Here is a 24627-nt window from a genome sequence, read left to right as displayed (position 1 = left end):
TCGGGTGAAGGACGCCGAGCTCACGTACCCGGCCGACGAAAGGCATCTCCAACGGACGGAAGTGTCCAGCTCAACTGGCCGGTCGGAGCGTCAAGCCGTATGGTTTGGGCGGTTGGGGTGACCTCGATGGTGAATTCCTGCTGGGGCGGGCTTCCCGCGTCCTGCCACGCCAGGAAGGTCTGCTCAATGCGATCCCACAGGCGGGTCGGGCCGCCCTGCAGCGTCATCCAGGTGGAACCGCGGTGTATCAACCACGCATAGGCACCGCTGGCTGAGTCTCGCAGCACATACTGCGGCCAATCCCCGCCATCCGGCATGAGGGAAAGATATTGGACGTACGGCGCGGCAAGCTGTGCCAGGAACCGGCCCATCCAATCGGTGAAGATCTCCGGGCCGACGACGGCGTTCCGCTTGTGGCCTTCCTGCGGAGGTAGAACAGGATTCAGCGGTGGGGCGATGTGCGCGCGAGCCGGCATGAACGAGATCGCGCCGGGGAGGAACCGGCCGGTGGCGTAGTCAGGGCGGACGACGTCCAACGCGATGAGGCCGGAACCGAACAGCCAGCCGGAGAGCGTCGTGATGATTCGTGCCTCTGGCGCGGCCTGTGCGAGCCAGGCCGACGGGATGGTCCGCACCGAGCAGGTGGCGATGATGCGGTCATACGGGGAACGTGCGGCGTGCCCTGCGAGTCCGTCGCCGACTATGAGCGCGGGCCTGTATCCGGCGGCGGCCAGCGCCGTTTGAGCACGAGCGGCGATGCCGGAATCGACCTCGATGGAGGTGACCCGCCCGTCCCCGAGCCGGTGGCACAGCAACGCGGTGGAGTAGCCGGTTCCGGTGCCGATCTCCAGCACTCGCGCGTCGTCGTGTACCTCCAGATGCTCCAGCATCGACACCACGAGACCGGGCAGCGTAGAGGAAGACGACGGCTCGCCTTGTATCGCCCCGGTCCCGGCATGCTCGTCGGTCCCGTTGAGCTGGGTCACCCAACTTGTGTTCTCATAAACCATGCTCAGCCACTCGTCCTCGCCGACATCGCCTGGTGTCAGGGCCTGCCAGCGAGCGGCGGCAGCGTAGCCGACATGCTGATAGATCCGATCGCCGAGGAAAACCTCACGAGGGACCTGCTCGATCGCCAGTCTCCAGGCGTGAGTACGCAACCCGCCGCCTTCCGCCAAACGATCGGCCAGCCCGCGACGCAGCCGCGCGGCCAGCACATCGGCGGGCACCTTCATGCGGCCTCCAACAGGTCGGCCAGCGCGCTGGTCATGGGCAGCCCGGTCTCTTCCTCCAGCCAGTGCCACTGGCCTGCGGGATTGCACTCGTACCAGTCGAGTGTCAGGTCGGCTCGCAGGCCGAAGTCGAACGCGCCGAACAGCAGACCGAAGTGTGACAGGTAGGCACGGCAGGCGTCGGCGACCGAACTCGGCAAGTCGAACTTCGAGTAGGTCACCCGTTCGTAGTCCCGCCGGAAGTCCAGGCAGGGGGAGTCGATACGGACCGCGAAGACCTCCTCCCCGATAACGGTGACGCGCACATCGGCGATCTTGCCGGGAGTACGCGCCTGGAACATGTGAGCGGTGAGGGCGATCCGCTCATCCAGTTCGACAGGGTCCACCACGTCGACCCACACCATGGCCGGCTGGTCGCCGTTGACTGTGAACGGGGTGGTGCGCAGCGGCTTATAGACCACCGGGCCATGGCCTGCGGCGAACCGGCGGGCCTCGTCGAGACTGTTGGTCACGATCGTCGGCGGGACCTGGAAGCCCAGCTTCACAGCGGCGTTCAGCTGAGCGGGTTTGAAATCCGCCCGCATGATGTTCCACGGGTGGTTGACATACCTGCAGCTCAGGTCGCCCAGCACGCCGTCAAGTCCGTACCGGGCCTGGGCAAGGGCGAACCGCCCGTCTTGGGCGTCCATGCCTGCCGGAGCCACGTGCGGGCTGGGCCTGCGGTAGTACACGGAACGGACCCTTTCCAGGTCCAATAACCGAGTCGGGGTACGGATCCGCCCAGACAGCGCGCCGGGACCAAACCGGGCCGCCAATTCGACACGCCCGGCCAGAAATTCGCCCGGATCCAGCCGCACCACCGCGATTCCCCGGCGGCACAACTCACTGATGACGACGTCGGAGGTCGGATCGTCCAGACACGTCAGTATGAGCACCGGACGGTCCGCCATCAGTCTGGTACGTACTGAGTCACGTTGACGTCATCGAGAGGGGCCGGGTTTTCCCCGTCCTTGCTGCCTCCGGTCGGCTGGGACACGGTCTGGGGCTTGTTCGTGCCGTGCTTTCCCGCCCGAATCAGTCGGCCATCGACGTCGAAGTACCGCGCGACCTGGGTGTCAGGGTTGAGTTCGACCGAGGCGTAGGCCGGTCGGCCGTCTCCGGCGAACCGTGTCATCCGGGTAGCGCCCCACGGCCTGAGAGGCAGAGGATCGCGGGATGTCATTTTTGTCTCCTAACAGAACGTGCTCACCCGTTCATGATGCGTCACCAGACGCTTCCAGTCGAGACCCTGCGGAAACAGGCAAGGACAACCAGCGGCAGCGTGACCGCTTAGTCGTTTTAGTCGTTGTCGGGGAGCAGCAGGTTGAGCCAGGCCTCTGATGCCTGCTCGTCGATGTGGAACCAGACCGCCATGCCGGCTCCTCGCTCCCGGGTGATGCCCCACCGCTTGGTCAGGGTTTCGACGAGCCGGATGCCGCGCCCGCCTTCGTCGTCCGGGTCCTCGTCGTACAGTTGCGGCAGGCCGTTGAGGCCCTCGTCGATGACCTTGATGTACAGGTCGCCGTCGGCGTCCTGGTTGATGGTCAAGGTGAAGTGCATGGCTCCGCTGTGGCGGACGGCGTTGGTGGCCAGCTCCGAGATCAGGACGACCGCGAGTTCTCCGGCCGGGTGGTCGATGAGCGCCTCCTGTGCGAGCCGCCGGGCTGCGGCGACGTGGTCCTTGGTCGCGGCGAAGGTCGCGCACTTGATCAAGCTGAGGTCGAGTCCTCCTCCGCCGTGAACGGTGACGATAGGGAACTTCTGGGACACGTCTGAACGGTCGCCGGTCTCGTTTGGCCGATCTGTCATGAGTCGATCACTCCGAGTATCGGAAAGTGGCCACAGCGGTCGTAGCACTGTGGCAAGGTGGAGTAATCATTGCGCAACTCTAAGTAATGCTGCAACAGGTCTTCGTGACTTCGTGCACGCTGAATAAGGTCGGCATGCATTAAGTCATGGGTCTGGGGCGCACTTTTGCCAAATATGCGGACAAGAAGGGCTAGGACCATGGCCGACCGGCTCAGCAGCAAAAATCACTCCCCTACCGTGCGGCGTCGTCGGCTTGCCGCCGCGCTTCGAGAGGCGCGGGCCAAGTCCGGGCTGTCGCGGGAGGAGGTCGCGGACCAGATGGAGTGGTCGACCTCGAAGGTCTACCGGCTGGAGTACGGCAGGACCGCCGCTTCCTGGCGCGATGTCCGCGACCTCTGCGAGCTGTATGGGGTGCCGAGCCCTGAAAAGGATGGACTCGTCCAGTTGGCTCGCGATTCGCGCCAGCGGGGCTGGTGGAGTGAGTACCAGGACATCTTCCCCAGCAACTTCGTCGGCCTGGAGTCCGACGCCTCGATCATCCGCAGTTACGAGTCGGAGTTGATCCCCGGTCTGCTCCAGACCGAGGATTATGCCCGCGCCCTCAACCGTACCTTTCGCCCAAGCGCGCCGGAGGACGAGATCGAGCGACGGGTCTCTGCCCGCATGGCCCGGCAGGGCGTGTTCGACCGAAGCACGCCTCCCGAACTCACATGCATCCTCAGCGAGGCGGTAATCCGACGTTGCCTGGCCATTGATGGCGACGTCGGCGCTGCCCAGCTTCGAGCGCTCATCGCCGCCGCTGAACGCCCGAACATCACCATCAGGATCGTGCCGCTCGCGACCGGGCTGCATCCGGGCATGGACGGGGCATTCGTCATCATCGGCTTCCCCGACGAGGCCGATCCTGATGTCGCGTATGTCGAGGGCCTGATGGGCTCGGTATTCGTCGAGAGTGTTGACGGAGTCAAGCGATATAAGCTGATATGGGATCAGTTGTCCGGGCATGCCCTGTCGGCCGCTGAATCCCGCGACCTGATCAGGGCGGAACTGAAGAGGCCGTAAGTGATCAGTGACACTGACACCGCCACGGTTGTCTGGCGAAAGTCCAGCCGGAGCGGCAGCGGCGAAAACTGCGTCGAGGCGGCCCGGGTGGGTGGCATGGTTGCCGTGCGCGACTCCAAGCGCCCAGCCGGTCCCAACCTCGCTTTCACGTCTTCGGAGTGGGGCAGGTTCATCGAGAGCGTGAAGGCGAACGCCTTTGTCGCCTGATCGTCCCCAGGGGTGAGACCTGGTCAGTCTTCGCCCGGGTCCTCGCGGAGGACCTTGGCCGCTTCGCGGCATTTGGCCAGGGCGGCCTTGGCGTAGGACGGGGAGGCTCCGGCGAGGCCGCAGGACGGGGTGAGGACGACCTGGTCGGCGAGGGTGGCGGGGCGGAAGCCCAGGCGGTTCCACAGTTCGATGGCGGGCTTGGCGATCACGCCGATGTCCGGGAGGCGGGTGGGGGTGCCGGGGACGACGCCGAGGAAGAAGGCGGTGCCTGCCTCGATCGCCTCGCCCAGGGCGTCCTCGTCGCGGCGGCGTAGGAGGGTGGCGTCGAGGGAGATGCCCTTCGCGCCGGCGTCGCGGAGGACCTTGTAGGGGACGTTGGGCGCGCAGCAGTGGACGATCGGGTAGACGTCGTCGGCGGCGGTCGTGTTCAGGAGGGTGCGGAGGCGGTCGGCGGCGAGGGGGGCCTCGACGGCGGCTAGGCGGCCGAAGCCGGAGGCGGTGGGGACGGTGCCGGCGAGGGCGCCGGGGAGGCCGGGCTCGTCGAGTTGCAGCACGATGGTGGTGGCGCCGGGGACGCGGCGGCGTACCTGGGCGAGGTGGGCGGCGATGCCCTCGGCGAGGGAGTCGGTCAGGTCGCGTACGGCTCCCGCGTCCGCGAGCAGCTTGTCGCCGTGTCGTAGTTCGATCGTGCCCGCGAGGGTCCACGGGCCGCAGACCTGGATCTTGAGCGGGCCGGTGTACGCCTCGGCGATCTCCTCCAGGCCGTCGAGGTCGCGGGTGAGGTGGTCGTGGGCGCGGCGCAGGTCGCGGCCGGGGGCGTCGGTGAGCCGCCAGCCGGACGGCTGGACCTCGACGGGCATCTCCACCAGCAGCGAGGCGGTCCGCCCGATCATGTCCGCGCCGACGCCCCGGGCCGGGAGTTCCGGCAGGTAGGGCAGGTCGGGCAGTTCGCCGAAGACCACGCGCAACGCCTCAAGGTGGTCCTCGCCGGGGTGGGAGCCGACGCCGGTCGCGCTCGCCGTACTCCACGGAAACCGATCAACGCTCACCCTGCCAGCTTAAAGAGTCCCCGGGGCCGCGTCGGCCCACGCGATGGGGTAGGGATGGTCGCATGAAGCTCACCAAATTCGGCCACGCGTGTGTCCGCCTGGACAAGGACGACAATCGGCTTATCATCGACCCCGGCTCGTTCTCCGGCGAGAATCTGCTGGAGGGCGCGCACGCGGTGCTCATCACGCACGAGCACTTCGACCACTTGGACGTGCACGCGTTGCGCGCCGCCGCCGAGGCGAACCCGGAGCTTGAGATATGGAGCTGCGAGGCGGTGATCGCGCGGCTCGGCGACGTGCCCGCGAAGAAGCAGGAGGTACGCGACGGCGACGGCTTTCGCACGGCCGGGTTCGACGTCAAGGTGGTCGGCGAGTGGCACGCGCTCAACCACCCGGACCTTCCGATCGTGCAGAACGTCGGCTACCTGATCGACGAGCAGGTGTTCTACCCGGGCGACGCGCTGACGCCGCCGCGCGTGGACGTGCCCGCGTTGCTGGTGCCGGCCAACGCGCCGTGGCTCAAGCTCCCCGAGATGATCGAGTACCTGCGGCGGGTACGGCCCGGCCGCGCGTTCTCCACGCACGACGGGCTGCTCAACGACGTCGGGCTGGGGTTGCTCGACAACTGGCTGAGGATGGAGGGGGACAAGCAGGGCGTGGAGATGGGTCGGCTCAAGCCGGGCGAGAGCGTCGAGCTCTGACCCGGTTGCCGACGCGATCAGGCCGCCGAGGCGATCGTCGCGGAGCCGATCACGGTGTCGCCGTCGTACAGGACCGCGGCCTGGCCGGCGGCGACGCCCGTGGCGGGGGTGTCCAGCTCGATGGTGAGGACGCCGTCGACCGCCTCGGCGCGGCAGCCGTACACCTCGCCGTGGGCCCGTAGCTGCACCGTGCAGGTGAGGGGGCCGGTCGGCTCGCCGATGGGGCCGTTCCAGATCGGGCGCTCGGCGGTGATCGTGGTGACCTGGAGCGCGGTGCGCGGGCCGACGGTGACGGTGCCGGAGACGGGCTCGATGGAGAGCACGTAGCGGGGGCGGCCGTCCGGGGCCGGGCGATCGACCCGCAGGCCCTTGCGCTGGCCGACGGTGAAGCCGTACGCGCCCTCGTGCTCGCCGACCACCTCGCCGGTGAGCGCGTCCACGATCGGGCCGGGGCTCGGGCCGAGGCGCTCGGCGAGGAAGGCCCGGGTGTCGCCGTCGGCGATGAAGCAGATGTCGTGGCTGTCGGGCTTGTCGGCGACGGTGAGGCCGCGCTCGGCGGCCTCCTTGCGCACCTCGGTCTTGGTGGAGTCGCCCAGCGGGAAGATGGCGTGCGCGAGCTGCTCGCGGGTGAGGACGGCGAGCACGTACGACTGGTCCTTGCCCTCGTCCACGCTGCGGCGCAGCACGCCGTCGTCGAGGCGGGCGTGGTGGCCGGTCGCCACCGCGTCGAAGCCCAGCGCGAGCGCCCGGTCGAGCACCGCCTCGAACTTGATCTTCTCGTTGCAGCGCAGGCACGGGTTCGGGGTACGGCCCGCCGCGTATTCGCTGACGAAGTCCTCCACGACGTCGCGGTGGAAGCGCTCGGCCATGTCCCACACGTAGAAGGGGATGCCGATGACGTCGGCGGCGCGGCGCGCGTCGCGGGAGTCCTCCAGCGTGCAGCAGCCCCGGGCGCCGGTGCGGTACGAGCGCGGGTTGGACGACAGCGCCAGGTGGACGCCGGTCACGTCGTGGCCGGCCTCGGCCATGCGCGCGGCCGCCACCGCGGAGTCGACGCCGCCCGACATGGCGGCGAGTACACGAAGCCCCATAACGCCCCCACACTACCTGTCAACACTACCCTTTCGGTTGGGGACCCGATTGGCGGGCGGGCCGTGCACCTGCGAGGATCGGGGGTCATGCGACTGTTCCAGCGGAAGAGCGAGCCGCACGGCGAGCGGATCGAGGCGTTTTGGGCGTGGTGGGCGCAGACGCGGCCCCGGCTCGACGCGATGCTGGAGTCCGGCGACGAGGCCGGGCTCGCCGAGGTGCTCGCGCCCGCCGTGGCGGCGATCGACGAGGGGCTGGTCTGGGAGATCGCGCCGGGGCGGACGGCCGGGCAGGCGCTGGTGGTCACGGCCGCCGGCGCGCCCGAGTTGCGGCCGCTCGCCCACCGGTGGGCGAAGGCGGCTCCCCCGGCCGACGAGACGTGGGAGTTTCATCCGTCGCGGCAGGCGAATCCGGATGTGATGGACCTCACCATCCATGTGGGCGGGCGGGAGTTCGCCTTCGATCGGCTGGTGCTGGGGCTGCGGGTGCCGCCCGGCAGGCCGCGCATCGACGTCGTCGTCTTTCATCCGATTTATCCGGACCTGGACGATGACACGCGGACGGAGAGCGCCCTGCTCGCGCTCGACTGGATCCTCGGCGAGGACGAGGTCGCCCGCTGGGTGGGCGACATCACGGCCGCCTCCTTCGAGCCCATCGACCCGGTGCCCGCCGTGCACCTGCCCGCCGTCGTCGCCGACGTGGTTCGCGAGTTCTCCGAGCAGCGGTGGGTGATGCTGGAGGGCCGCACGCCCTCCGGCGGCAAGGTCGTCGCCGCCGCGCGGTTCCCGCTGCGGGCCGTCGATTACCCGATGTTCGACCAGCACATCGCGGTCGCGCTGCCGTACGGGGAAACCGACGAGGACGGTCTGCCCGCGGGGGCGTCGATCGAGGCGCTGGACACCTTCTCGCTGGAGCTCGCCACCGAACTGAGCGAGGACTCGGCGGTGCCGGTGGCGCACATGAGCGCCGACGGCGTTCGCATGCTGCACGTCTACGCCGACCCCGACAGCGACGCCGCCGACCGGGTCCGCGAGCTGGCCAAGAGCTGGAAGCAGGGCCGCGCGAAGGTCGAGATCGCCACCGACCCCGGCTGGCTATCGGTCTCCCACTTCCTCAGCTGATCCCGGCGCGGCGGGCCCGCTCGACCGCGCCGCCGATCACCTCGACGAGCCGGTCGACGTCGGCCTCCGTGGAGGTGTGGCCGAGCGAGAAGCGCAGCGACCCCCGCGCCCGTACGCTGTCGGCGCCCATGGCGAGCAGGACGTGGGAGGGCTGCGACACCCCGGCCGAGCAGGCCGAGCCGGTGGAGCACTCCACGCCCTTGGCGTCGAGCAGCATGAGCAGCGCGTCGCCCTCGCAGCCGGGGAAGGAGAAGTGCGCGTTGCCGGGCAGCCGGTCGGTGGGGTGGCCGTTGAGGATCACGTCGGGTACGGCCTGCCGTACCCGGGCGATCAGATCGTCGCGCAGCTCGGTGAGCCGGGCCGCGAGCGCCCGCTGATGGGCGACGGCGACCTCGACGGCGGCGGCGAAGCCGGCGATCGCGGGCGCGTCGAGCGTGCCCGAGCGCACCTCGCGCTCCTGCCCGCCGCCGTGCAGCACCGGGGTCGGATCGACGCCCCGGGCCAGCAGCAGCGCGCCCACGCCCACCGGGCCGCCGATCTTGTGCCCGGTCAGCGTGAGCGCGTCCACGCCGAGGTCGGCGAACGACACCGGGAGCTGCCCCATCGCCTGGACGGCGTCGGTGTGGAACGGGATGCCGTGCTCGTGGGCGATCGCGGCCAGCTCCGCCACCGGCTGGACGGTCCCGACCTCGTTGTTCGCCAGCATGACGCTGACCAGGGCGACGTCGTCCGGGTCGCGTTCGATGGCGGCGCGCAGCGTGTCCGGGTGGACCCTGCCGTGCTCGTCCACCGGGAGCTCCTCCAGCACCGCGCCCTGCCGTTCGGCGAGCCAGTGCGCGGGGTCGAGCACGGCGTGGTGCTCGACGGAGCCGATCAGCACCCGTCTGGCCCCCGCGGCGGCGCGCGCCCAGTAGAGGCCCTTGATCGCGAGGTTGTCGGCCTCGGTGCCGCCGGAGGTGAACACGACCTCGCTGGGGCGGGCGCCCAGGGCGCTCGCGATGCTCTCGCGGGACTCCTCCACGACACGCCGGACCCGGCGGCCGGAGGTGTGCAGCGACGAGGCGTTGCCGATATGGCCGAGCTGGGCGGTCATCGCCTCGATCGCCTCGGGCAACATGGGCGTCGTGGCCGCGTGGTCTAGGTAAGCCATGGCACCATCCAGGGTAACCGGGGACGACCGTAAGGCCCCCGGGCAGGGCCGCGATCACGCGGTCCGGTGGCCGGGGGCCTTGCCGAGGCGGCCGGAGGAGGACCTACTTGCGCTTCTCGATCTCCTCGGTGAGCTGGGGGACGACCTGGAAGAGGTCGCCCACGACGCCGAAGTCGGCGAGTTCGAAGATCGGCGCCTCCGGGTCCTTGTTGATCGCCATGATGGTCTTGGCGGTCTGCATGCCGGCCCGGTGCTGGATCGCGCCGGAGATGCCGACGGCGATGTAGAGCTGCGGGGAGACGGTCTTGCCGGTCTGCCCCACCTGGAACTGGTGCGGGTACCACTGGGCGTCGGTCGCGGCGCGGGAGGCGCCGACGGCCGCGCCGAGCGAGTCGGCGAGCTTCTCGATGAGCGCGAAGTTCTCGGCCGAGCCGACGCCGCGCCCGCCGGAGACGACGATGGCGGCCTCGGTGAGCTCGGGGCGGGCGCCCTTCTCCTGCTTGACCCGGTCCACGACCTTGGCGCCGCGGGCGGCGTCGGAGAGGGTGACGGTCACCTGCTCCTCCGCGCCCGCGCCGGCGGACGGCTGGGGCGGGGTGGAGTTGGGGCGGACCGCGACGATCGGGGTGCCGCGGGTGACCCGGGACTTCACGTTGACGCCGCCGCCGAAGATCGACTGGTCGGCGGTGACGCCGTCGCCCACGCCCACCGCGTCGGTGATCACACCGGAGTCGGTCTTGATGGCGAGGCGGCCCGCGATCTCCTTGCCCTCGGCCGTGGAGGCGATCAGTACGGCCGCCGGGGAGGCGGCGGCGACGAGCTGGGCCAGCAGTTCGGCCTTCGGGGCCACCACGTAGTCGGCGATCTCCGCCGCGCCGGCCACGTAGATCTTCTCCGCGCCGTACTCGGCCAGCCTGGCCTTGGCCTCGGGGGTGTACCCGGGGCCGGCCCACACCGCCGACGGCTCGCCCAGGGAGCGGGCGAGGGTGAGCAGTTCGAGGGTGACCTTCTTGACCTCACCGTCGACGTGCTCGACGAGTACGAGAATTTCCGTCACTGTCGGCCCTCTCAGACGAACTTCTTCGACGCGAGGAACTCCGCGGCCTTCACGCCGCCGTCGCCCTCGTCCTTGACGATCGTGCCCGCCGCGCGCGGGGGCGCGGCGGCGAACTCGGCGACCTCGCTCCAGGCGGCGCCGAGCCCGACCTGGCCGGCGTCGATGCCCGCGTCGGCGATGCCGAGCTTCTGCACCGGCTTCTTCTTCGCCGCCATGATCCCCTTGAAGGACGGGTAGCGAGGAGTGTTGATCTTCTCGACGACGGAGACGACGGCCGGGAGCGTGCCCTCGACCTTGTCGTACCCGTAGTCGGTGACGCGCTCGACCGTGATCGCCGAGCCGTTCACCTCGACCTTGCGGGCCAGCGTGAGCTGGGGCACGCCGAGGCGCTCGGCCAGCATGGCGGCGAGCACGCCGGTGCGCGCGTCGGTCGACTCCGAGCCGAGGACGACCAGGTCGAACCCGGTGGTGCCGAGCACCTGGGCCAGGGCGTAGGAGGTGGACAGCGCGTCGGATCCGTGCAGCGCGTCGTCCACCAGGTGCACGGCCTTGTCGGCGCCCATGGCGAGCGCCTTGCGAATGGTCTCGGCGGCCTTGTCCGGGCCCATGGTGAGGACGGTCACCTCACCGCCGTGGGCCTCCTTGAGGCGCAGCGCCTCCTCGACCGCGTACTCGTCGAGCTCGTTCAGGACGCCGTCCGCGGCGTCGCGGTCGAGCGTCTTGTCATCGGACCTCAGCTTGCGCTCGGTCGCCGTGTCGGGTACCTGCTTCACGCAGACGACGATGTTCATAGCGCTCCGTCCATGGTCAGCGCACGACCTCCCGTGCTCGCATACGTCTGCCGCGTTGCCCGCGACGTCGCCGGACTACTCGGCGTGCTCCAGACTGCCACGTTCCGTCGGGGAACCCCGCAGCGGGTGTCACGGTCATGTTACCCGCCAGTAGCATCGCAACAACCCGCCCCCTAACTGTACCGAACTTTATTCCGGTCGCTCGTGCCGGGCCCGGCTCATCCGGCGAAGGCGAGCAGGACAAGCACGAAAAGGACCGTTCCCACCGCCACCAGCAGGCTGGAGGTGCTGAACAGCGCGCTCAGCCCCAGGCACAGGCCGACCGCGCCGAGCCCCGCGGCCACGTCGAGCACCACCCGGGAGCGGGAGCGGGCCAGCAGGCCGAAGACGCCGTCGGTCAGCACGGCCGTGCCGTACATGCCGAGCAGCAGGACCGCCACCTCCGGCAGCGGGTCGCTCGCGGCGGCGGCGATCAGGGACACGACCAGGCCGGACCCGATCACCCAGTAGCGGCGCACCCGCTCGCGGTGCCGGTGGCGGTGCACCTCCGGCGAGGGGCGGCGCACCGGCCTGCCGCCCGGCCGCCATTCACGCGTCTCGGCCTCCTGCAGGCTGTTCGCCCGGCGGGCATCGACGCCCAGGCGGGAACAGATCTGGCGGGCCGAGGGGCGCAACCGGGGATCGGTGCCGAGGCACTCGGTCAGCAGGGCCTTCAACCAGGCGGGCACGCCGTCCAGGTCCGGCTCGTGATGCACCACCCGGTAGGCGACCGCCGGAATCGGCCCGGTCCCGTACGGCTGCCGCCCCGTCGCCGCGAAGGCGAGCGTCGCCGCCCAGGAGAACACGTCCGCCGCGGGACCGGCCTCCCGGCCCTCCAGCACCTCGGGGGCGAGGTAGCCGGGCGTGCCGACCACGGCCCCCGAGGCGGTCACCGCCGCCGAGTCCAGCGCGTACGCGATGCCGAAGTCGATCACGTACGGCACGCCGTCCGCGATGAGCACGTTCGCCGGCTTCAGGTCGCGGTGCACCACGCCCGCGTCGTGGATGACGGCCAGGGCCTCGGCCAGCCCGTTCGCGAGCCGTACCAGATCGTCGCCGCCCAGCGGCCCGTCCTGCGCCACCAGCGCTGCCAGGGAGCGCCCCTGCACGTACCGGGTGACCAGGTACGGCTGCGCGCCGGTGAGCGAGGCGTCCACGATCTCGGCGACGTGCGGGCCCCGGACCCGCCGCATCGTCTCCACCTCGCGGCCCAGCCGCGCCAGGGCCACCTCGTCGGCGGCGATGTGCGGGTGCAGCACCTTGACGGCCACCGTGCGGCCCTCGGGATCCAGGGCCAGGTGCACCTCCCCGAAGCCGCCCGCCCCGAGGGGGGAGAGCAGCCGGTAGGGGCCAAGGTGCCGCCCGTCGTCAGGCGCGCCCATGCCACTCCTTCCGGAGTTACGCCCAGAAGTTGAGGAATCCCATGCCCAGGGTGTCCATCAGGTCGCCGACCACGCCGCCGAGCAGGCCGACGACGGAATCCTGACCGCGCTGGATCAACTCGTCGATCACCTTCGACGGCGGACGCCAGGGCACCCAGGACGCCGAGTTGTTGAAGCAGAACATCACGACGAAGAAGGCGATCGTGCCCACCGCGATCGTGGTCACCATCGCCGCGCCGGGGCTGCGGATCATCCCGGTGAGGGCCCGCCGCACCGCCTTGCGCGGCGCGCCGCCGCCGGGCAGCACGAACAGGCCCGCGGTGAACGCGCCCGCCGCGTAGGCGGCGGCGACGTCGGTGGTCTGCCCGCCCGCGTACGCCAGGATCCCCCACACGATCATGGCGAACATCGCCGCCACCGGCAGCGTCACCACGGTCACCAGCACGGACTTGATCAGCGCCCAGGGGGTGCCGAGCAGGACGAGCAGCGGGTCGTTCGCGCTGCCGCCGCGCACCGAGCGGCGGTCGGCCAGGTCGCCGAGCAGGTAGTTGGCCACCCGCAGGCACAACACGGCCACCAGGGCGAACGCGCTCACCAGCACCGGCAGCACGCACGCCAGACCCACCACGATCGTCAGCAGCAGGGCGGCGATCACCGGATGCCGGGTGCGGTAGACCGGACGGTCCCGCCGGTCCTCCTCCGGCACGTACGGCCTGGCGCTCGCCGGAGGCGGGACGTTCGGGCGGGGCGGACCGGTCGGCGGGGGCGGCGGGTAGCCGGCGACCCGCTGGTCGGGATACGGCGGCGGCGCCGCGGGGGGAGGCGCGGGGGGCGGGGCCGGCGGCGGGTTCGGCCGGCCGTACTGCACCGGGGGCAGCAGGTCGGAGAAGTCGTCCAGCAGGCGGGTGCCGTTCCGCGGCGGCGCGGACGGGCCCTCGTCGAGCCGCTTGGTGCCGCCGTCGATCGACGGCTCGGGCAGCCCGGAGTCGAGCACGCGGGTGCCCCTGTCAAGATCCGGCGGCGCGGGCGCGTCCGGATCCAGGGCGTACGCCATGCGCAGCAGCGTCTGCGCCGTCGGGCGCAGCGAGGCGTCCACGTTGAACGCGCCCGCCAGCCACTTGCGCAGCCACGGCGGGGCCAGGTCGAGCTGCGCCCGGCCCTCCAGGATGTTGTAGCAGACCGACTCGAAGCTGCCGGTGCCGAACGGCGGCTTGCCGGTCGCGCCGAAGAACACGGTCGCGGCGAGGGCGTGCACGTCGGCCGCGAGGGTGATCTCCCCGTCGCGGATGATCTCCGGGGCGAGGTAGCCCGGCGTACCGATGAACATGCCCGTCTGGGTCAGGCGGGTGGCGTTGACCAGGTGCGCGATGCCGAAGTCGATCACCAGCGGGTCGCCGTCGACGAGCATCACGTTCGCCGGCTTGAAGTCGCGGTGGATGACGTTCGCGGCGTGGATGGCGACCAGGGCCTCGCACAGGCCGCGGGCGAGGCGGACCACCTGGTGCGGCGCGAGCGGCCCGTCCTCCAGCACGGTCTGTTCCAGGGTGCGTCCGGGGGCGAACCTGGTCACGATGTACGGCGTCGGCCCGTCGAGCTCGGCGTCGAGGACCTGGGCCACTCGGGGGCTGCGCACCCTGCGCATCGTCTCCACCTCGCGGGTGAGCCGGTCGCGCGCCTTGAGGTCGGCGGCGACGTGCGGATGCAGCACCTTCACCGCGACCTGGCCGCCGCCCGGCTCGACGCCGAGGTGAACGACCCCCATGCCGCCCTCCCCCAGGCGGCGCACCAACCGGTAGGGGCCGATCCTCTCCATCGTGTCCGGCATAGCCTCCCCCGTCACTGCGATTGCGCCCTCTCCCGCAACCCGTCGAGCACGTCGATCAAAGCTCCGGCGTCGAGCGGCTGCCACCATACCTGCTGGGTACGGGCGAAGAACGTGACCACGGCGAACAGGACGGCCGCCGCGGCGATCGGTCCCACCACCCCTGCCATCGTCATCGCCGTGCCCTTCGACGGGAACATCGACGCGAGCATGCGCCGCATCTGCCTGCGCGGGCCATCCACCCCCGGCCCCGCGCAGACCGTCCACAGGGCGACCGCGAGCCCCCAGCTCAACGCGACCTGCGTCGACACGGTTGGGACGAACACCGTCAAGAACAGCGTAACCGGCAGACCCAGAATGGCGCCGTAAAGGAGCAAACCAGTCGTGTACACGAGCGACTTCAGCAACGCGACGGGCTGCCCGAACACCCGGAACACGTCGCCCCCGGCGGCGGTGGCCGGGCGGCGCTCGTTCAGCCTGGGCTGGGCCATGTCGGCGGCGCGCAGCAGCACGCTGACCGGCAGCGTGAGCAGGATCACCAGCGTCGGGGCGCGCACGGCCAGCGCGACGACGGCGAGCAGCAGCAGGGCGCTCACCGCGGGGTACGCCCGGGTGGCGGCCGGGCGGGCCACGGGCGCCGGGGCGGGCGGGAACTGTGGCTGGGGCTGGGGCTGTGGTTGCGGTTGGGGCTGGGGCGGCGGTGAGACGTTCACCGTCGGCAGGGACGGCAGCGGGCTGGGCTGGCGGCGGTGCGGCGTCTGCTCGTAGACGTTGTCGGGCGGAAGCTGAGCGAACGGCGTGCCGCTTCCCTGCTGCTGAGGCTGCGACTGTGGCTGCGACTGTGGCTGCGGCTGGGGCTGCGACTGGGGCTGGGGCTGTGACGGGGGCTGGGTCTGCGGGCGCACCAGCCCGGCCAGCTCGCCGGGACGGACCCGGCGGGTGGGAATGTCCCCCTCGTGGCTCTCCTGCTCCTCGGGAAGCGCCGGGGCGTGCCAGGCCGAGGACGAGCCCTGGACCGGCCGGTTCGCCCCGTACGCCGGGTTGGACCCTGTTCCGTAGGCGGGAGCGGCCCCCGTGCCGGGCAGGAACGTGCCCGTGGCGGGAACCTCCGGCGCGGACGAATTCTGCGCCGGGTTCTGGGGCAGGTTCTGGGGCGAATTCTGGGGCGGCTTCTGCGGCGCGTCGCCGAGAAGCCCGGCGCTGCGCAGGTCCTTGCCGGTGACCCGGACGGTCGGCCAGGGGTCCCCCTGACCGGCGTCGGCGTCGGCGGACCCCAACAGGGAAAGAAACTCCCCCTGCTGCTCAGACTGCGCGGGCCCGGTCTGCGCGGACTGCGCCGGTTGACCCGTCTGCCTGGCGACAGCGGGCGACGGCACCGTAGGCGGAACGGTCGGCGCGATCGGCGGCGGAACCGGCGTCGGCGCCACCGGAACGCCGGTGGCGCGGCGCACCCCCGGATGCGGGGTCAGCGTCGGCCCCCCGCCGCCGATCTGCGGCGGATCCAGATTGGGCACCGTCGTGATCTCGTCCGGCACCCGGGGCACGGCGGGCCCGGCCGCCCTGGCCGGGGCGGGCAGCAACTGCGCCATGCGCTGGGCCAGCTCGGCCGCCGAAGGCCGGCGCGACGGGTCCCGGGCCAGGGCCGCGCGCAGGATGGGCCGCAGCGACCGCGGCGCGCCGTCCACGTTCGCCTTGCCCGCCGTGATGTTGAAAAAGATCATCTCCAGCGTGCCCTTGCCGAAGGGCGGCTGGCCGGTGGCGGCGAAGATGAGCGTGCCCGCCCAGGCGTGCACGTCGATCTCCGGACCCGCCTCCTGCCCCTCGATGATCTCGGGGGCGAGATAGCCGGGCGTACCGATGAACATGCCCGTCTGGGTGAGCCGGGTGGCGTCGACGGCCTGCGCGATGCCGAAGTCGATCAGCACCGGGTTGCCGTCGAGCATCATCACGTTGCCGGGCTTGAGGTCGCGGTGGATCACCCCGGCGGCGTGCACGGCGGCGAGCGCGTCGGCCACGCCGTACCCGACGCGGACCAGCGCCTCCTCGCTGAGCGGGCCGTCCTGCTTGACCAGCTCGTCCAGGGGACGGCCGGGAACGTAACGGGTCACGATGTAGGGCCGATGGCCGGTCACGTCGGCATCGACGACCTCCGCGATGTGGTCGTTGCGGACCCGCCGCATCGTCTCCACCTCACGCGAAAGCCGCCGCCTGGCGACGTCGTCGCCGGCGACCTCGGCACGCAGCACCTTGACGGCGACCTGCCTGCCCTGCGGGTCCACTCCGAGGTGGACCACCCCCATGCCGCCCTCACCGAGCCGCCTTAGCAGTCGGTACGGCCCGAGTCGGTCGTCCTGGTTCATGGCACTAGGCACCATACCGACTAAAGCACCGCCTATGAATGAACCATTCGGCCACGTTCCCCGCCCCACTTAACGTTCGGCACGTCCCCACGGTTTCCCAAACGACGATATGGCGCAAGCGGGAGGCGCGCGGCGATTGGGTCACGTTGCGGGCCTGTGCTCTGGATAACGTTTTAGGCGCGGCCCGAATCAGTTCGCCAGCCGCAGCACCTCCGCGGTCTTCAGACCGGCCAGCGTCGCGCCCGAAACCGCCAGCTTGGAGCGCCGCAACCCGCTTCCGATCACCACGTACGGCGCCGCCGCCACCGCCTCGTCCACGAGCACCGGCCAGTCGTCGGGCACCCCGAGCGGCGTGATGCCCCCGTACTCCATGCCGGTGAGGTTGACGGCGTCCTGATGCGGCGCGAACGACGCCTTGCGCACATCCAGGTGCCGCCGGATCACCCCGTTCACGTCCGCCCGCGTCGTGGCCGACACCATCACCGCCGCGTACCGGGTCTCGCCCCCGCGCCGCCCCGCCACGATCACGCAGTTGGCCGACTCGTCCAGGGCCACGCCGTACCGCTCGCAGAAGGCCGCGGTGTCCGCCAGTTCGGGGTCGATCTCGGCGACCCTGACCTCCCCCCTGATCTCCCCCGCCATGTCGCGCACGGCGCGCTCCACCGGCGGCGCGAGCAGGTCGGGCCGGTCCAGCGCGGGCATCCAGTCAAGGCTCATCGCGCCAGGATAGTCAGCCCGGTCAGCTCGTCTGCGCGAGGGCGCGGCGGTGCAGCTCGGTGACGACGGTCCTGGCGGACTCCAGGGCTCCGGCCATCCACGCGTTGAGCTGGGTGAGCCAGTCGCCCGCGAAGTAGACGCGCCCGGCCGGGCGGCGCAGGGCGGCAAGCAGGGCGGGGTCGGCCCAGTTCGCCCAGGCGCCCTCGATGTGCTGCTGCCGGCTCCACGCCACCGAGGCGCTGGACAGCACGCCGGTGCGGTACTTCTCGCCGTGGATCTTCTTGCCCTGGGTGAGGGCGCGGCGGTGGCGCTCACGATGCGACAGCGGGCTGTAGACGTCGCTGCCTTCGCCGATCGTGTAGTAGCCGATGATGACGCCGCGCTCACGGAAGAAGCCGTACGAGGGGTACCAGATCCGGGTGATGTCGAGGTCGGTCTCGGTGCTGCCGCCGAAGATGTTGTCCTCGGTCTCCCACCAGCGCCGGTCGTACTCGATGGCGATCTTCCCCGCGGGGGTGGGCTGGGCGGCGGCCAGGGCGCTCGTCACGGGGGTGCCGAGGTTGTTCGGGATCTTGGCGGCCAGGTGCGGGGGCAGCGTGCAGACGCAGTAGTCGGCGGAGCGCACGGTGGTGCCGTCCGGCCCCTGGCAGGTGACCTCGACGCGGTCGGACAAGGTCATGATCTTCGTGACCTTGACGCCGGTGAGCACGCGGTCCGCGCCCACCTTCTCGGCGAGGGCGTGCACCAGGCCGTCCATGCCGCCGACCATCTGGAACATGGGGGCCGCCTGCTCCTGCGTGGCGGTCTTGGTGAGCGCCCGGGGCAGGTCGTACCCGAGCACCTCGGAGACCGAGGGCACCGGGGCAAGCGGGTTGCCCGCCGCGACGCCCGGATGGACGGCGAAGCCGCGCCGCTCCGAGCCGGTGTAGCGGCGGGTTTCGTCGAGGTCGCCGAACTCGCCGAGGAAGTCGAGCAGCAGCTCCTTGTCGGCCTTGGTGAGTCGCCGGTCGAGCGCCCCGGCGTCCGTCGCCTTGGCCAGAAGTTCACTGATATATCCGTACATGTCCGCGCGGTAGGTCGCGGACCGGATCGGCGCCGCCATGCCCTCGGTGTAGACGTACGCCTGCGCGTTGTCGTTGATGAACACCTCGACGGGCACGCCCAGCTCGCGGCAGTAGTCCATGGTGACCATCCACTGCGCGACCCGGGCCGGCCCGGCGTTGAAGTAGCCGCCCTCGCCGAACCGCACCGACTGCGGCTCGTCGCCGATCTCCGTGAAGCGGTCCCCGCCGCGCAGCGTGAAGGCCCGCCCGCCGATCCGGTCCCGGGCCTCCACCACCGTGCAGTCGTACCCCGCCTTGCCCAGCTCGTACGCGCACGCGAGCCCGGCCACCCCCGCGCCGAGGATCAGCACCTTCGCCGCCGAGCGCCCGGTGAGCGTGAAGTCGCCCGTGCGCGGCGGGACGAAGTCGCGCGCCTGGTCGCGGGGGGCGAGGCCGAGCGCGCCCATCGCGGCGTACATCGCCCCGGCCCCGCCCGCCGCGCCGAGCCCCACGAGCAGGGAACGCCGGGTCAGCGCCCCGAACCGGCCTCGACGCCCCGGGTCGGCCGGTGAAACAGGTGCAGAGGGGGATGCCTCGCCGGTCTTGTCGGCGGCGGCACCCGAATCATCCGTGGTCATCGAACTCCTTCGGAAACCCGGGCCTCGGCCCGGGAGGGGAAGCACGCCGCGAAGGCGGGACAACCTTCGGGGCAGGGGAAAGGATCAGCCGTAGACGCCGCTGCCACACGCCACCTGACCGGCGATCATCGCGAAGATGCCGAACAGGGCCATGATCTCGTGGTAGTCGTCCGTGCTGAACTCGGTGTGCCTGGGCCCGGTCTGCCGGGTGCCCGGAATGAGCCCGCAGCCGGCCGCGATCGCCGTGGAGTTCCACTCCACCGCCAGCGTGAACGGCGGTTCGAGCGCGTACGGCCGAAAGTCGGCCAGCCGGTTCAACGCCCGCGCGGTGGCCTGGCGGATGCGCTCCTGGGCCACGCTCGGCGGCAGCAGCTCGGCGGCGAACTTGTCGACGCCCTTCTTCACCGCGACCGTCTCCACGTCGCCGAGCAGCTCCCGGGCCTCCTCGCAGACCGCCTCGTCGCCGGTGACCAGCACGACCGGTACGCCGACAAACCCGGCGAACGCCGCCATCAGCCGCGTCTCCCCGCAGATCTCGCCGTTGAGGTAGACGTTCTGGATCTCCTTGCCCATCCACGTGTGGTTGAGCACGCCGTGCTGCACGCCCGCGCGGGCGTGGTACCCGGCGAAGCAGGCCGCCGCGAACTCCGAGGTGAGCCCCTGGGCCATCCGCATCGGCTTGCCGGGACCCCGGATCAGCGTGGCCCGCGGATCGAGCAGGTCGATCCGGAGGTTCTTGGTGGAGCCGTGCGCGTCGTTGACGAGCACCGACTCGGCCCCGGCGGCGAAGGCGCCCTCGATGACGGCGTTGGCGTCGCCGGTCATCAGCTCGCAGCCGCGCTCGTAACCGCGCCCCCCGGCGTGCATCTCCTCGGGGTCGGTCAGCCCGGTCACGCCCTCCATGTCCACCGACACGTAGACCTTCGTCATCGACTGCCCCACGTCTCCACCCGCCGCCGGTCGTCGGCGTCCATGACCGGGAAATGCTCGGTCATGTACCGCTCGATCGGCTCGCGCCAGGGCTCGGGGATCTCCGCCATCGCCGGCGGGTACAGGCGTTCCAGCCACCGGGTGGACTCGATCGTCGGCCGCAGGTACTCGGCCGCCTTCGCGAACGGCGTCGTCTCGATGTTCGGCACGCGGGCGCAGCCGTACTCGATCATCTCCTGCCCCCCGTACGGCGGGGGACGCTGCCACTTCTGCGCCACCGGCCGGTCGGCGGTGATCTCGGTGCGCAGCGGCCGCCCCTCGACGGCCGCCTGGATCAGCTCCTTGTACAGGCACTTGCCGCAGCGTCCGCAGGCGGATTCGGCGTCGCCGCGCAGGCACCAGCGCACCTGATCGCGCAGCTTGGAGGAGAGCGCGATCTTCATGGTCATCGCCTCGCTGATCCCGGCGACCGGCAGCACCATCGGCAGCCCGGCGGCGGCGAACAGCGTGCCCCACGGCCCGTGCCCCGACCACATCGGGTTGTCGGGGGTGTAGCGGTGCACGTACCGCCCGCCGCCCAGCCAGCGCGAGCCGATCTCGTAGCCGAGCGCGACGCCGCCGAGGTCCATGCGGTCGGCGAGCAGGATCGCCCCGGCCATCACCGCGTGGTGCTCGGGGAACCCGGGCCGGGGGTAGCGCAGCACGAACTCCAGGTCCGACTGCACCACGGTGACGTCCCGCCCGGTCGCCTTGGCGAGCCGGACCAGGGTGTCGGAGCGATAGTGCGTCCACCGGTTGGGCACCCGGGTGTGACCGACGCGCTGGAAGGTGATCAGCGGCGCGTCCGGCAGGATCGCCGCGACGGCCGCCGAGTCGGCCCCGCCGCTGTAGGAGATCGCCAGCACCCGTCCGCGCGGGCGCGGCGCGCCGCCGACCGGACCCGCCTCGACCCCCCAGCCGTCGTGCAGCGCCCGGGCGAACTCCGGCGAGACGGGCCGGTCGAACACGATCCGGCTCCGGGTCCAGGGGGCGACGACCGTCCACGCCAGCAGCGCGAGCAGGTCGGGATGCACCTCCCCCGCCGGTACGGCGGGCCGCACCCGGCAGCCGTTGGTGGCCATCTCGACCCGCTGCCCGTCGGTGACCTCGCCGGTGATGTCCTCGTCGGCGTCGAGACGGAGGCTCAGCTCCCAGGCGCCGTCGTGCTCACGCCATTTCACGCGCATGGCGTGACTCCTCGGCGGCCTCCTCAAGCCGTTCGATTCTGCCCTCCAGCCGGTCGACGGCCTGCCAGATCAGCACCTCCGACTGCAGCAGGTGGTCGGCCGCGGCCGCGGTCTCCTCGGCGAGCCGACGGGCCTCCCCCACCTTGGCGGGGTCGGCCGGGGCGGGCGTCGCCCCGCGCTGTTTGCGCAGCCGTTCGACCTCGGCGCGGAGCGCGACCACCTCCCGGCGCAGCGACCGGACCTCCCACAGGGCGTCACGGACGTCCCTGCGATGATCGGCACGAACCACGTAGCGGGCGTCAAACCGGGCACGCACGACGCGCCGTATCTTGGCGGGCACCAGAACCCGCAGAAGAAACCGGCTCATGGCCCGCCACGATAGCGGCTTAAGTTACGCCTTCCACCCCCACTAACGAAGTGTGCCGTTTGTCATGCCCGCCGGCTCCTCCGGCACCGCGATCAGGCCCAGCTCGGCGGGCGAGGCCATCAGCGGATGCGACGGCACGACCCGCACGGTGTAGCCGAACGCGCCGGTGCGGTCGAGCGGGACGGCCCCGGCGAAGATCGCCTTGCCGTCGTCGCCCATCTCCACGGTCGCGAGCGTGGCGTAGGCGGGGTGGAGCAGCTCGTCGTGCGGCCCGACCCGGCCGTAGGCGGCCTGCACCGCCAGGTCGTCCGGCGTCAGGTCGCCGAGCGCCACCGTGGCCCGGACCTCCAGCGTCGCGCCCAGCTCGGGCGTGTCGCCCACGCCGGAGGTCTCCACGTGCTCGACCCGCACGCCCGGCCAGGCCCGCCGTACCCGCAGCTTCCAGGCGGCGAACTGGCGGGCCTGGCGGTGGTTGTCGGCCGACAGCGCCTCGGCCGACTTCGCGGCCGGGGCGTACAGGTCCACCACGTAGTCGCGCAGCATGCGGCCGGCGAGCACCTTCGGGCCGAGCGAGGTGAGCGTGTGCTTGACCATCTCCAGCCAGCGGCGCGGCGGCCCGTCGGGCGCGCGGTCGTAGAACCGGTCGGCGACCTCGCGCTCGATCAGGTCGTACAGCGCGGCGGCCTCCAGCTCGTCACGCCGGTCGGGGTCCTCCACGCCGTCGGCGGTGGGGATCGCCCAGCCGTTGTTGCCGTCGTACCACTCGTCCCACCAGCCGTCCCGGATGGACAGGTTGAGGCCGCCGTTGAGCGCGGCCTTCATGCCGGAGGTGCCGCACGCCTCCAGCGGGCGCAGCGGGTTGTTCATCCACACGTCGCAGCCCTGGACGAGCAACCGGCCCAGCGTCATGTCGTAGTCGGGCAGGAAGACGATGCGGTGCCGTACGTCCTCCAGGTCGGAGAACTTGACGATCTGCTGGATGAGCTTCTTGCCGCCCTCGTCGGCCGGGTGCGCCTTGCCCGCGATCACGATCTGGACGGGCTTGTCCGGATCGAGCAGCAGGGCGCGCAGCCGGTCGGGGTCGCGCAGCATGAGCGTGAGCCGCTTGTACGACGGGACGCGGCGGGCGAAGCCGATGGTGAGCACATCCGGGTCGAGCGCCTCGTCGATCCAGCCCAGCTCGGGGTCGGAGGCGCCGCGCTCGCGCCAGGACTTGCGCAGCCGGACGCGGGCGGCCTCGACGAGGCGGCGGCGCAGCGTGCCGCGGATCCTCCAGATGTCCTCGTCGCTGATCTTCTGGACGCCCTCCCAGCCCTTGCCCTCCTCGACGAGCGAGGGCATCTCCTTGCCGGCCAGCTCCAGCGCCTCGCGCCCCACCCAGGTGGGGGCGTGCACGCCGTTGGTGATCGAGCCGATCGGCACCTCGTCGATGTCGAAGCCGGGCCACAGGCCCTTGAACATCTCCCGGCTGACCTCGCCGTGCAGCCTGGAGACGCCGTTGACCCGCTGGGCCAGCCGCATGCCCATCACGGCCATGTTGAACAGCGCCTTGTCGCCGCCCTCGCCCTCGGGCTCGGCGCCGAGCTCCAGGATGCGCTCGACGTCCACGGTCGGCCAGGCGTTGTCGCCGCCGAACTGGCGGGCGATCATGTCCATCGGGAAGCGGTCGATGCCCGCGGGCACCGGGGTGTGCGTGGTGAAGACCGTGCCGGCCCGCACCGCCTCCAGCGCCTCGTCGAAGGTGAGCCGGGCCTCGGTGAGCTCGCGGATGCGCTCCAGGCCGAGGAAGCCGGCGTGGCCCTCGTTGGTGTGGAACACCTCCGGGTCGGGGTGGCCGGTGATCCTGCAGTAGGCGCGCAGCGCGCGCACGCCGCCGATGCCGAGCAGCAGCTCCTGCATGAGGCGGTGGTCGGTGCCGCCGCCGTACAGCCGGTCGGTGACGTCGCGGGCGACGGTGTCGTTGTCGGCCACGTCGGAGTCGAGCAGCAGCAGCGGCACCCGGCCCACCTGGGCGACCCAGATCTGCGCGTGCAGCACGCGGCCCTCGGGCAGCTCGACGCGGATCCGCGCGGGATCGCCGTCGGGCTCCTTGAGCAGCGTCAGCGGCATGCCGCCCGCGTCGAGGCTCGGGTAGTGCTCCAGTTGCCAGCCCTCGGGCGACAGCGACTGGGTGAAGTAGCCGTGCCGGTACAGCAGGCCCACGCCGAGGATGGGCACGCCGAGGTCGCTGGCGGCCTTGAGGTGGTCGCCGGCGAGGATGCCGAGGCCACCGGAGTACTGCGGCAGCGCCGCGGCGATGCCGAACTCCGGCGAGAAGTAGCCGATCGCGCGGGGCGCCCCTTCGAGGTTCTGGTACCACCGGGGCGCGGTCATGTACTCGCGCAGATCGTCGGCGGCGTCGGCGAGCCTTCTCAGGAAGCGCCGATCCCCGGCGAGCTCGGCCAGGCGCCGGGACTCGACGGCGCCGAGCAGCGCGACCGGGTCGTGGCCGACCCGCTCCCACGTCTCGGGGTCCACCTGCCCGAAGAGGTCCATCGTCTCCGGATGCCAGGACCAGCGGAGGTTCTGCACGAGCTCGCCGAGCGCGGCCAGCTCGGGGGGAAGGACGGTACGGACGGTGAACCTGCGGATTGCTCTCACGGTGCCAGACCCTAGTTACTCGATGCCGCGGGACGCGACCGAAACGCTCTTGTCCGCCATTGGGGATCCATCAGTCACGCTCTCTCCACTCCCAAATCGCATCAAACACACCACGCGGCCGTTCGTGATGTGAGATGTCTTGAACGATCACTAACA

The 24627-nt window shown here is 71.1% G+C and carries 22 protein-coding genes; 4 read left to right on the top strand and 18 right to left on the bottom strand.

All coding sequences use genetic code 11. The features are described from left to right. Positions 1-20: 20 nt before the first annotated feature. From tgmC to AB0K60_RS27645, 4 genes are all read right to left on the bottom strand, one after another. Positions 21-1235, bottom strand: a complete 1215-nt coding sequence (tgmC, locus tag AB0K60_RS27660; RefSeq protein ID WP_364061157.1) for an ATP-grasp peptide maturase system methyltransferase — start codon at positions 1233-1235, stop codon at positions 21-23. Then, on the bottom strand, positions 1232-2167 hold the full coding sequence (gene tgmB, locus AB0K60_RS27655) for an ATP-grasp ribosomal peptide maturase (RefSeq protein WP_364061154.1): 936 nt from the start codon (positions 2165-2167) through the stop codon (positions 1232-1234). The genes tgmC and tgmB overlap by 4 nt, the downstream gene beginning before the upstream one ends. A 14-nt stretch (positions 2168-2181) precedes the next feature. Further along, complete coding sequence (gene tgmA / locus AB0K60_RS27650) at positions 2182-2454, bottom strand: putative ATP-grasp-modified RiPP (protein WP_364061151.1); 273 nt, start codon at positions 2452-2454, stop codon at positions 2182-2184. Between the two features lie 116 nt (positions 2455-2570). After that, positions 2571-3041, bottom strand: a complete 471-nt coding sequence (locus AB0K60_RS27645; protein ID WP_364061148.1) for an ATP-binding protein — start codon at positions 3039-3041, stop codon at positions 2571-2573. A 237-nt stretch (positions 3042-3278) separates the two neighbouring features. On the opposite strand from AB0K60_RS27645, the gene AB0K60_RS27640 reads away from it, so the two are divergent. Both AB0K60_RS27640 and AB0K60_RS27635 read left to right on the top strand, forming a co-directional pair. Next, complete coding sequence (locus tag AB0K60_RS27640; protein WP_364061145.1) at positions 3279-4142, top strand: helix-turn-helix transcriptional regulator; 864 nt, start codon at positions 3279-3281, stop codon at positions 4140-4142. 3 nt (positions 4143-4145) lie between these two features. After that, entirely contained in the window at positions 4146-4349 is a 204-nt protein-coding gene (locus tag AB0K60_RS27635) for a DUF397 domain-containing protein (protein WP_364061403.1), read from the top strand. Positions 4350-4372: 23 nt separating this feature from the next. Here the strand turns inward: AB0K60_RS27635 and AB0K60_RS27630 are convergent, their stop codons facing one another. Next, positions 4373-5398, bottom strand: coding sequence for a methionine synthase (locus AB0K60_RS27630; protein WP_364061142.1), 1026 nt, complete (start codon positions 5396-5398; stop codon positions 4373-4375). Positions 5399-5460: 62 nt separating this feature from the next. On the opposite strand from AB0K60_RS27630, the gene AB0K60_RS27625 reads away from it, so the two are divergent. Continuing rightward, complete coding sequence (locus AB0K60_RS27625; protein WP_364061139.1) at positions 5461-6099, top strand: MBL fold metallo-hydrolase; 639 nt, start codon at positions 5461-5463, stop codon at positions 6097-6099. Between the two features lie 17 nt (positions 6100-6116). Here AB0K60_RS27625 and mnmA read toward each other — a convergent pair whose 3' ends face one another. Next, the gene (gene mnmA, locus AB0K60_RS27620) at positions 6117-7190 is read right to left on the bottom strand and encodes a tRNA 2-thiouridine(34) synthase MnmA (RefSeq protein ID WP_364061136.1); all 1074 of its coding nucleotides are present in this window, start codon (positions 7188-7190) and stop codon (positions 6117-6119) included. A gap of 87 nt (positions 7191-7277) precedes the next feature. Here mnmA and AB0K60_RS27615 point away from each other — a divergent pair, with 87 nt between their 5' ends. Beyond that, entirely contained in the window at positions 7278-8309 is a 1032-nt protein-coding gene (locus AB0K60_RS27615; protein WP_364061133.1) for a DUF695 domain-containing protein, read from the top strand. Here the strand turns inward: AB0K60_RS27615 and AB0K60_RS27610 are convergent. The 12 genes from AB0K60_RS27610 to glgP all read right to left on the bottom strand — a co-directional run bounded on the left by AB0K60_RS27610 (position 8302) and on the right by glgP (position 24471). After that, entirely contained in the window at positions 8302-9459 is a 1158-nt protein-coding gene (locus AB0K60_RS27610) for a cysteine desulfurase family protein (protein WP_364061130.1), read from the bottom strand. The two genes, AB0K60_RS27615 and AB0K60_RS27610, sit on opposite strands and share 8 nt — an antisense overlap. A gap of 103 nt (positions 9460-9562) precedes the next feature. Beyond that, entirely contained in the window at positions 9563-10516 is a 954-nt protein-coding gene (locus tag AB0K60_RS27605; RefSeq protein ID WP_364061127.1) for an electron transfer flavoprotein subunit alpha/FixB family protein, read from the bottom strand. An 11-nt stretch (positions 10517-10527) separates the two neighbouring features. Then, the gene (locus tag AB0K60_RS27600) at positions 10528-11307 is read right to left on the bottom strand and encodes an electron transfer flavoprotein subunit beta/FixA family protein (protein WP_364061124.1); all 780 of its coding nucleotides are present in this window, start codon (positions 11305-11307) and stop codon (positions 10528-10530) included. Between the two features lie 218 nt (positions 11308-11525). After that, on the bottom strand, positions 11526-12728 hold the full coding sequence (locus tag AB0K60_RS27595; protein ID WP_364061121.1) for a serine/threonine-protein kinase: 1203 nt from the start codon (positions 12726-12728) through the stop codon (positions 11526-11528). 16 nt (positions 12729-12744) lie between these two features. Further along, the gene (locus AB0K60_RS27590) at positions 12745-14541 is read right to left on the bottom strand and encodes a serine/threonine-protein kinase (protein ID WP_364061118.1); all 1797 of its coding nucleotides are present in this window, start codon (positions 14539-14541) and stop codon (positions 12745-12747) included. Between the two features lie 23 nt (positions 14542-14564). Continuing rightward, on the bottom strand, positions 14565-16910 hold the full coding sequence (locus tag AB0K60_RS27585) for a serine/threonine-protein kinase (RefSeq protein ID WP_364061115.1): 2346 nt from the start codon (positions 16908-16910) through the stop codon (positions 14565-14567). Positions 16911-17099: 189 nt separating this feature from the next. Next, positions 17100-17627, bottom strand: coding sequence for a YbaK/EbsC family protein (locus tag AB0K60_RS27580; RefSeq protein ID WP_364061112.1), 528 nt, complete (start codon positions 17625-17627; stop codon positions 17100-17102). A gap of 22 nt (positions 17628-17649) precedes the next feature. Next, a complete protein-coding gene (locus AB0K60_RS27575; protein ID WP_364061109.1) occupies positions 17650-19308 on the bottom strand; it encodes a flavin monoamine oxidase family protein in 1659 nt (552 codons plus the stop codon). A gap of 84 nt (positions 19309-19392) precedes the next feature. Beyond that, entirely contained in the window at positions 19393-20238 is an 846-nt protein-coding gene (locus AB0K60_RS27570; RefSeq protein WP_364061106.1) for a M55 family metallopeptidase, read from the bottom strand. Further along, positions 20235-21464, bottom strand: a complete 1230-nt coding sequence (locus AB0K60_RS27565; protein WP_364061103.1) for a DUF6395 domain-containing protein — start codon at positions 21462-21464, stop codon at positions 20235-20237. The genes AB0K60_RS27570 and AB0K60_RS27565 overlap by 4 nt, the downstream gene beginning before the upstream one ends. Next, complete coding sequence (locus tag AB0K60_RS27560) at positions 21445-21831, bottom strand: hypothetical protein (RefSeq protein ID WP_364061100.1); 387 nt, start codon at positions 21829-21831, stop codon at positions 21445-21447. Before AB0K60_RS27560 ends, AB0K60_RS27565 begins: the two co-directional genes overlap by 20 nt. 42 nt (positions 21832-21873) lie before the next feature. Then, the gene (gene glgP / locus AB0K60_RS27555) at positions 21874-24471 is read right to left on the bottom strand and encodes an alpha-glucan family phosphorylase (protein ID WP_364061097.1); all 2598 of its coding nucleotides are present in this window, start codon (positions 24469-24471) and stop codon (positions 21874-21876) included. Positions 24472-24627: the final 156 nt, after the last annotated feature.

It is taken from the genome of Thermopolyspora sp. NPDC052614, from assembly GCF_040678635.1.
Taxonomy (GTDB): Bacteria; Actinomycetota; Actinomycetes; order Streptosporangiales; family Streptosporangiaceae; genus Thermopolyspora.
Note: the sequence above shows the minus strand (reverse complement) of the source record. Positions and strands in the feature narration are given on the sequence as shown.

Bases quoted from the DNA above. Each gene is read 5' to 3' on its own strand.
- tgmC (WP_364061157.1), bottom strand. From the start codon at position 1,235: ATGAAGGTGCCCGCCGATGTGCTGGCCGCGCGGCTGCGTCGCGGGCTG.
- tgmA (WP_364061151.1), bottom strand. From the start codon at position 2,454: ATGACATCCCGCGATCCTCTGCCTCTCAGGCCGTGGGGCGCTACCCGG.
- AB0K60_RS27640 (WP_364061145.1), top strand. From the start codon at position 3,279: ATGGCCGACCGGCTCAGCAGCAAAAATCACTCCCCTACCGTGCGGCGT.
- AB0K60_RS27625 (WP_364061139.1), top strand. From the start codon at position 5,461: ATGAAGCTCACCAAATTCGGCCACGCGTGTGTCCGCCTGGACAAGGAC.
- mnmA (WP_364061136.1), bottom strand. From the start codon at position 7,190: ATGGGGCTTCGTGTACTCGCCGCCATGTCGGGCGGCGTCGACTCCGCG.
- AB0K60_RS27615 (WP_364061133.1), top strand. From the start codon at position 7,278: ATGCGACTGTTCCAGCGGAAGAGCGAGCCGCACGGCGAGCGGATCGAG.
- AB0K60_RS27610 (WP_364061130.1), bottom strand. From the start codon at position 9,459: ATGGCTTACCTAGACCACGCGGCCACGACGCCCATGTTGCCCGAGGCG.
- AB0K60_RS27600 (WP_364061124.1), bottom strand. From the start codon at position 11,307: ATGAACATCGTCGTCTGCGTGAAGCAGGTACCCGACACGGCGACCGAG.
- AB0K60_RS27595 (WP_364061121.1), bottom strand. From the start codon at position 12,728: ATGGGCGCGCCTGACGACGGGCGGCACCTTGGCCCCTACCGGCTGCTC.
- AB0K60_RS27590 (WP_364061118.1), bottom strand. From the start codon at position 14,541: ATGGAGAGGATCGGCCCCTACCGGTTGGTGCGCCGCCTGGGGGAGGGC.
- AB0K60_RS27585 (WP_364061115.1), bottom strand. From the start codon at position 16,910: ATGAACCAGGACGACCGACTCGGGCCGTACCGACTGCTAAGGCGGCTC.
- AB0K60_RS27580 (WP_364061112.1), bottom strand. From the start codon at position 17,627: ATGAGCCTTGACTGGATGCCCGCGCTGGACCGGCCCGACCTGCTCGCG.
- AB0K60_RS27575 (WP_364061109.1), bottom strand. From the start codon at position 19,308: ATGACCACGGATGATTCGGGTGCCGCCGCCGACAAGACCGGCGAGGCA.
- AB0K60_RS27570 (WP_364061106.1), bottom strand. From the start codon at position 20,238: ATGACGAAGGTCTACGTGTCGGTGGACATGGAGGGCGTGACCGGGCTG.
- AB0K60_RS27565 (WP_364061103.1), bottom strand. From the start codon at position 21,464: ATGCGCGTGAAATGGCGTGAGCACGACGGCGCCTGGGAGCTGAGCCTC.
- AB0K60_RS27560 (WP_364061100.1), bottom strand. From the start codon at position 21,831: ATGAGCCGGTTTCTTCTGCGGGTTCTGGTGCCCGCCAAGATACGGCGC.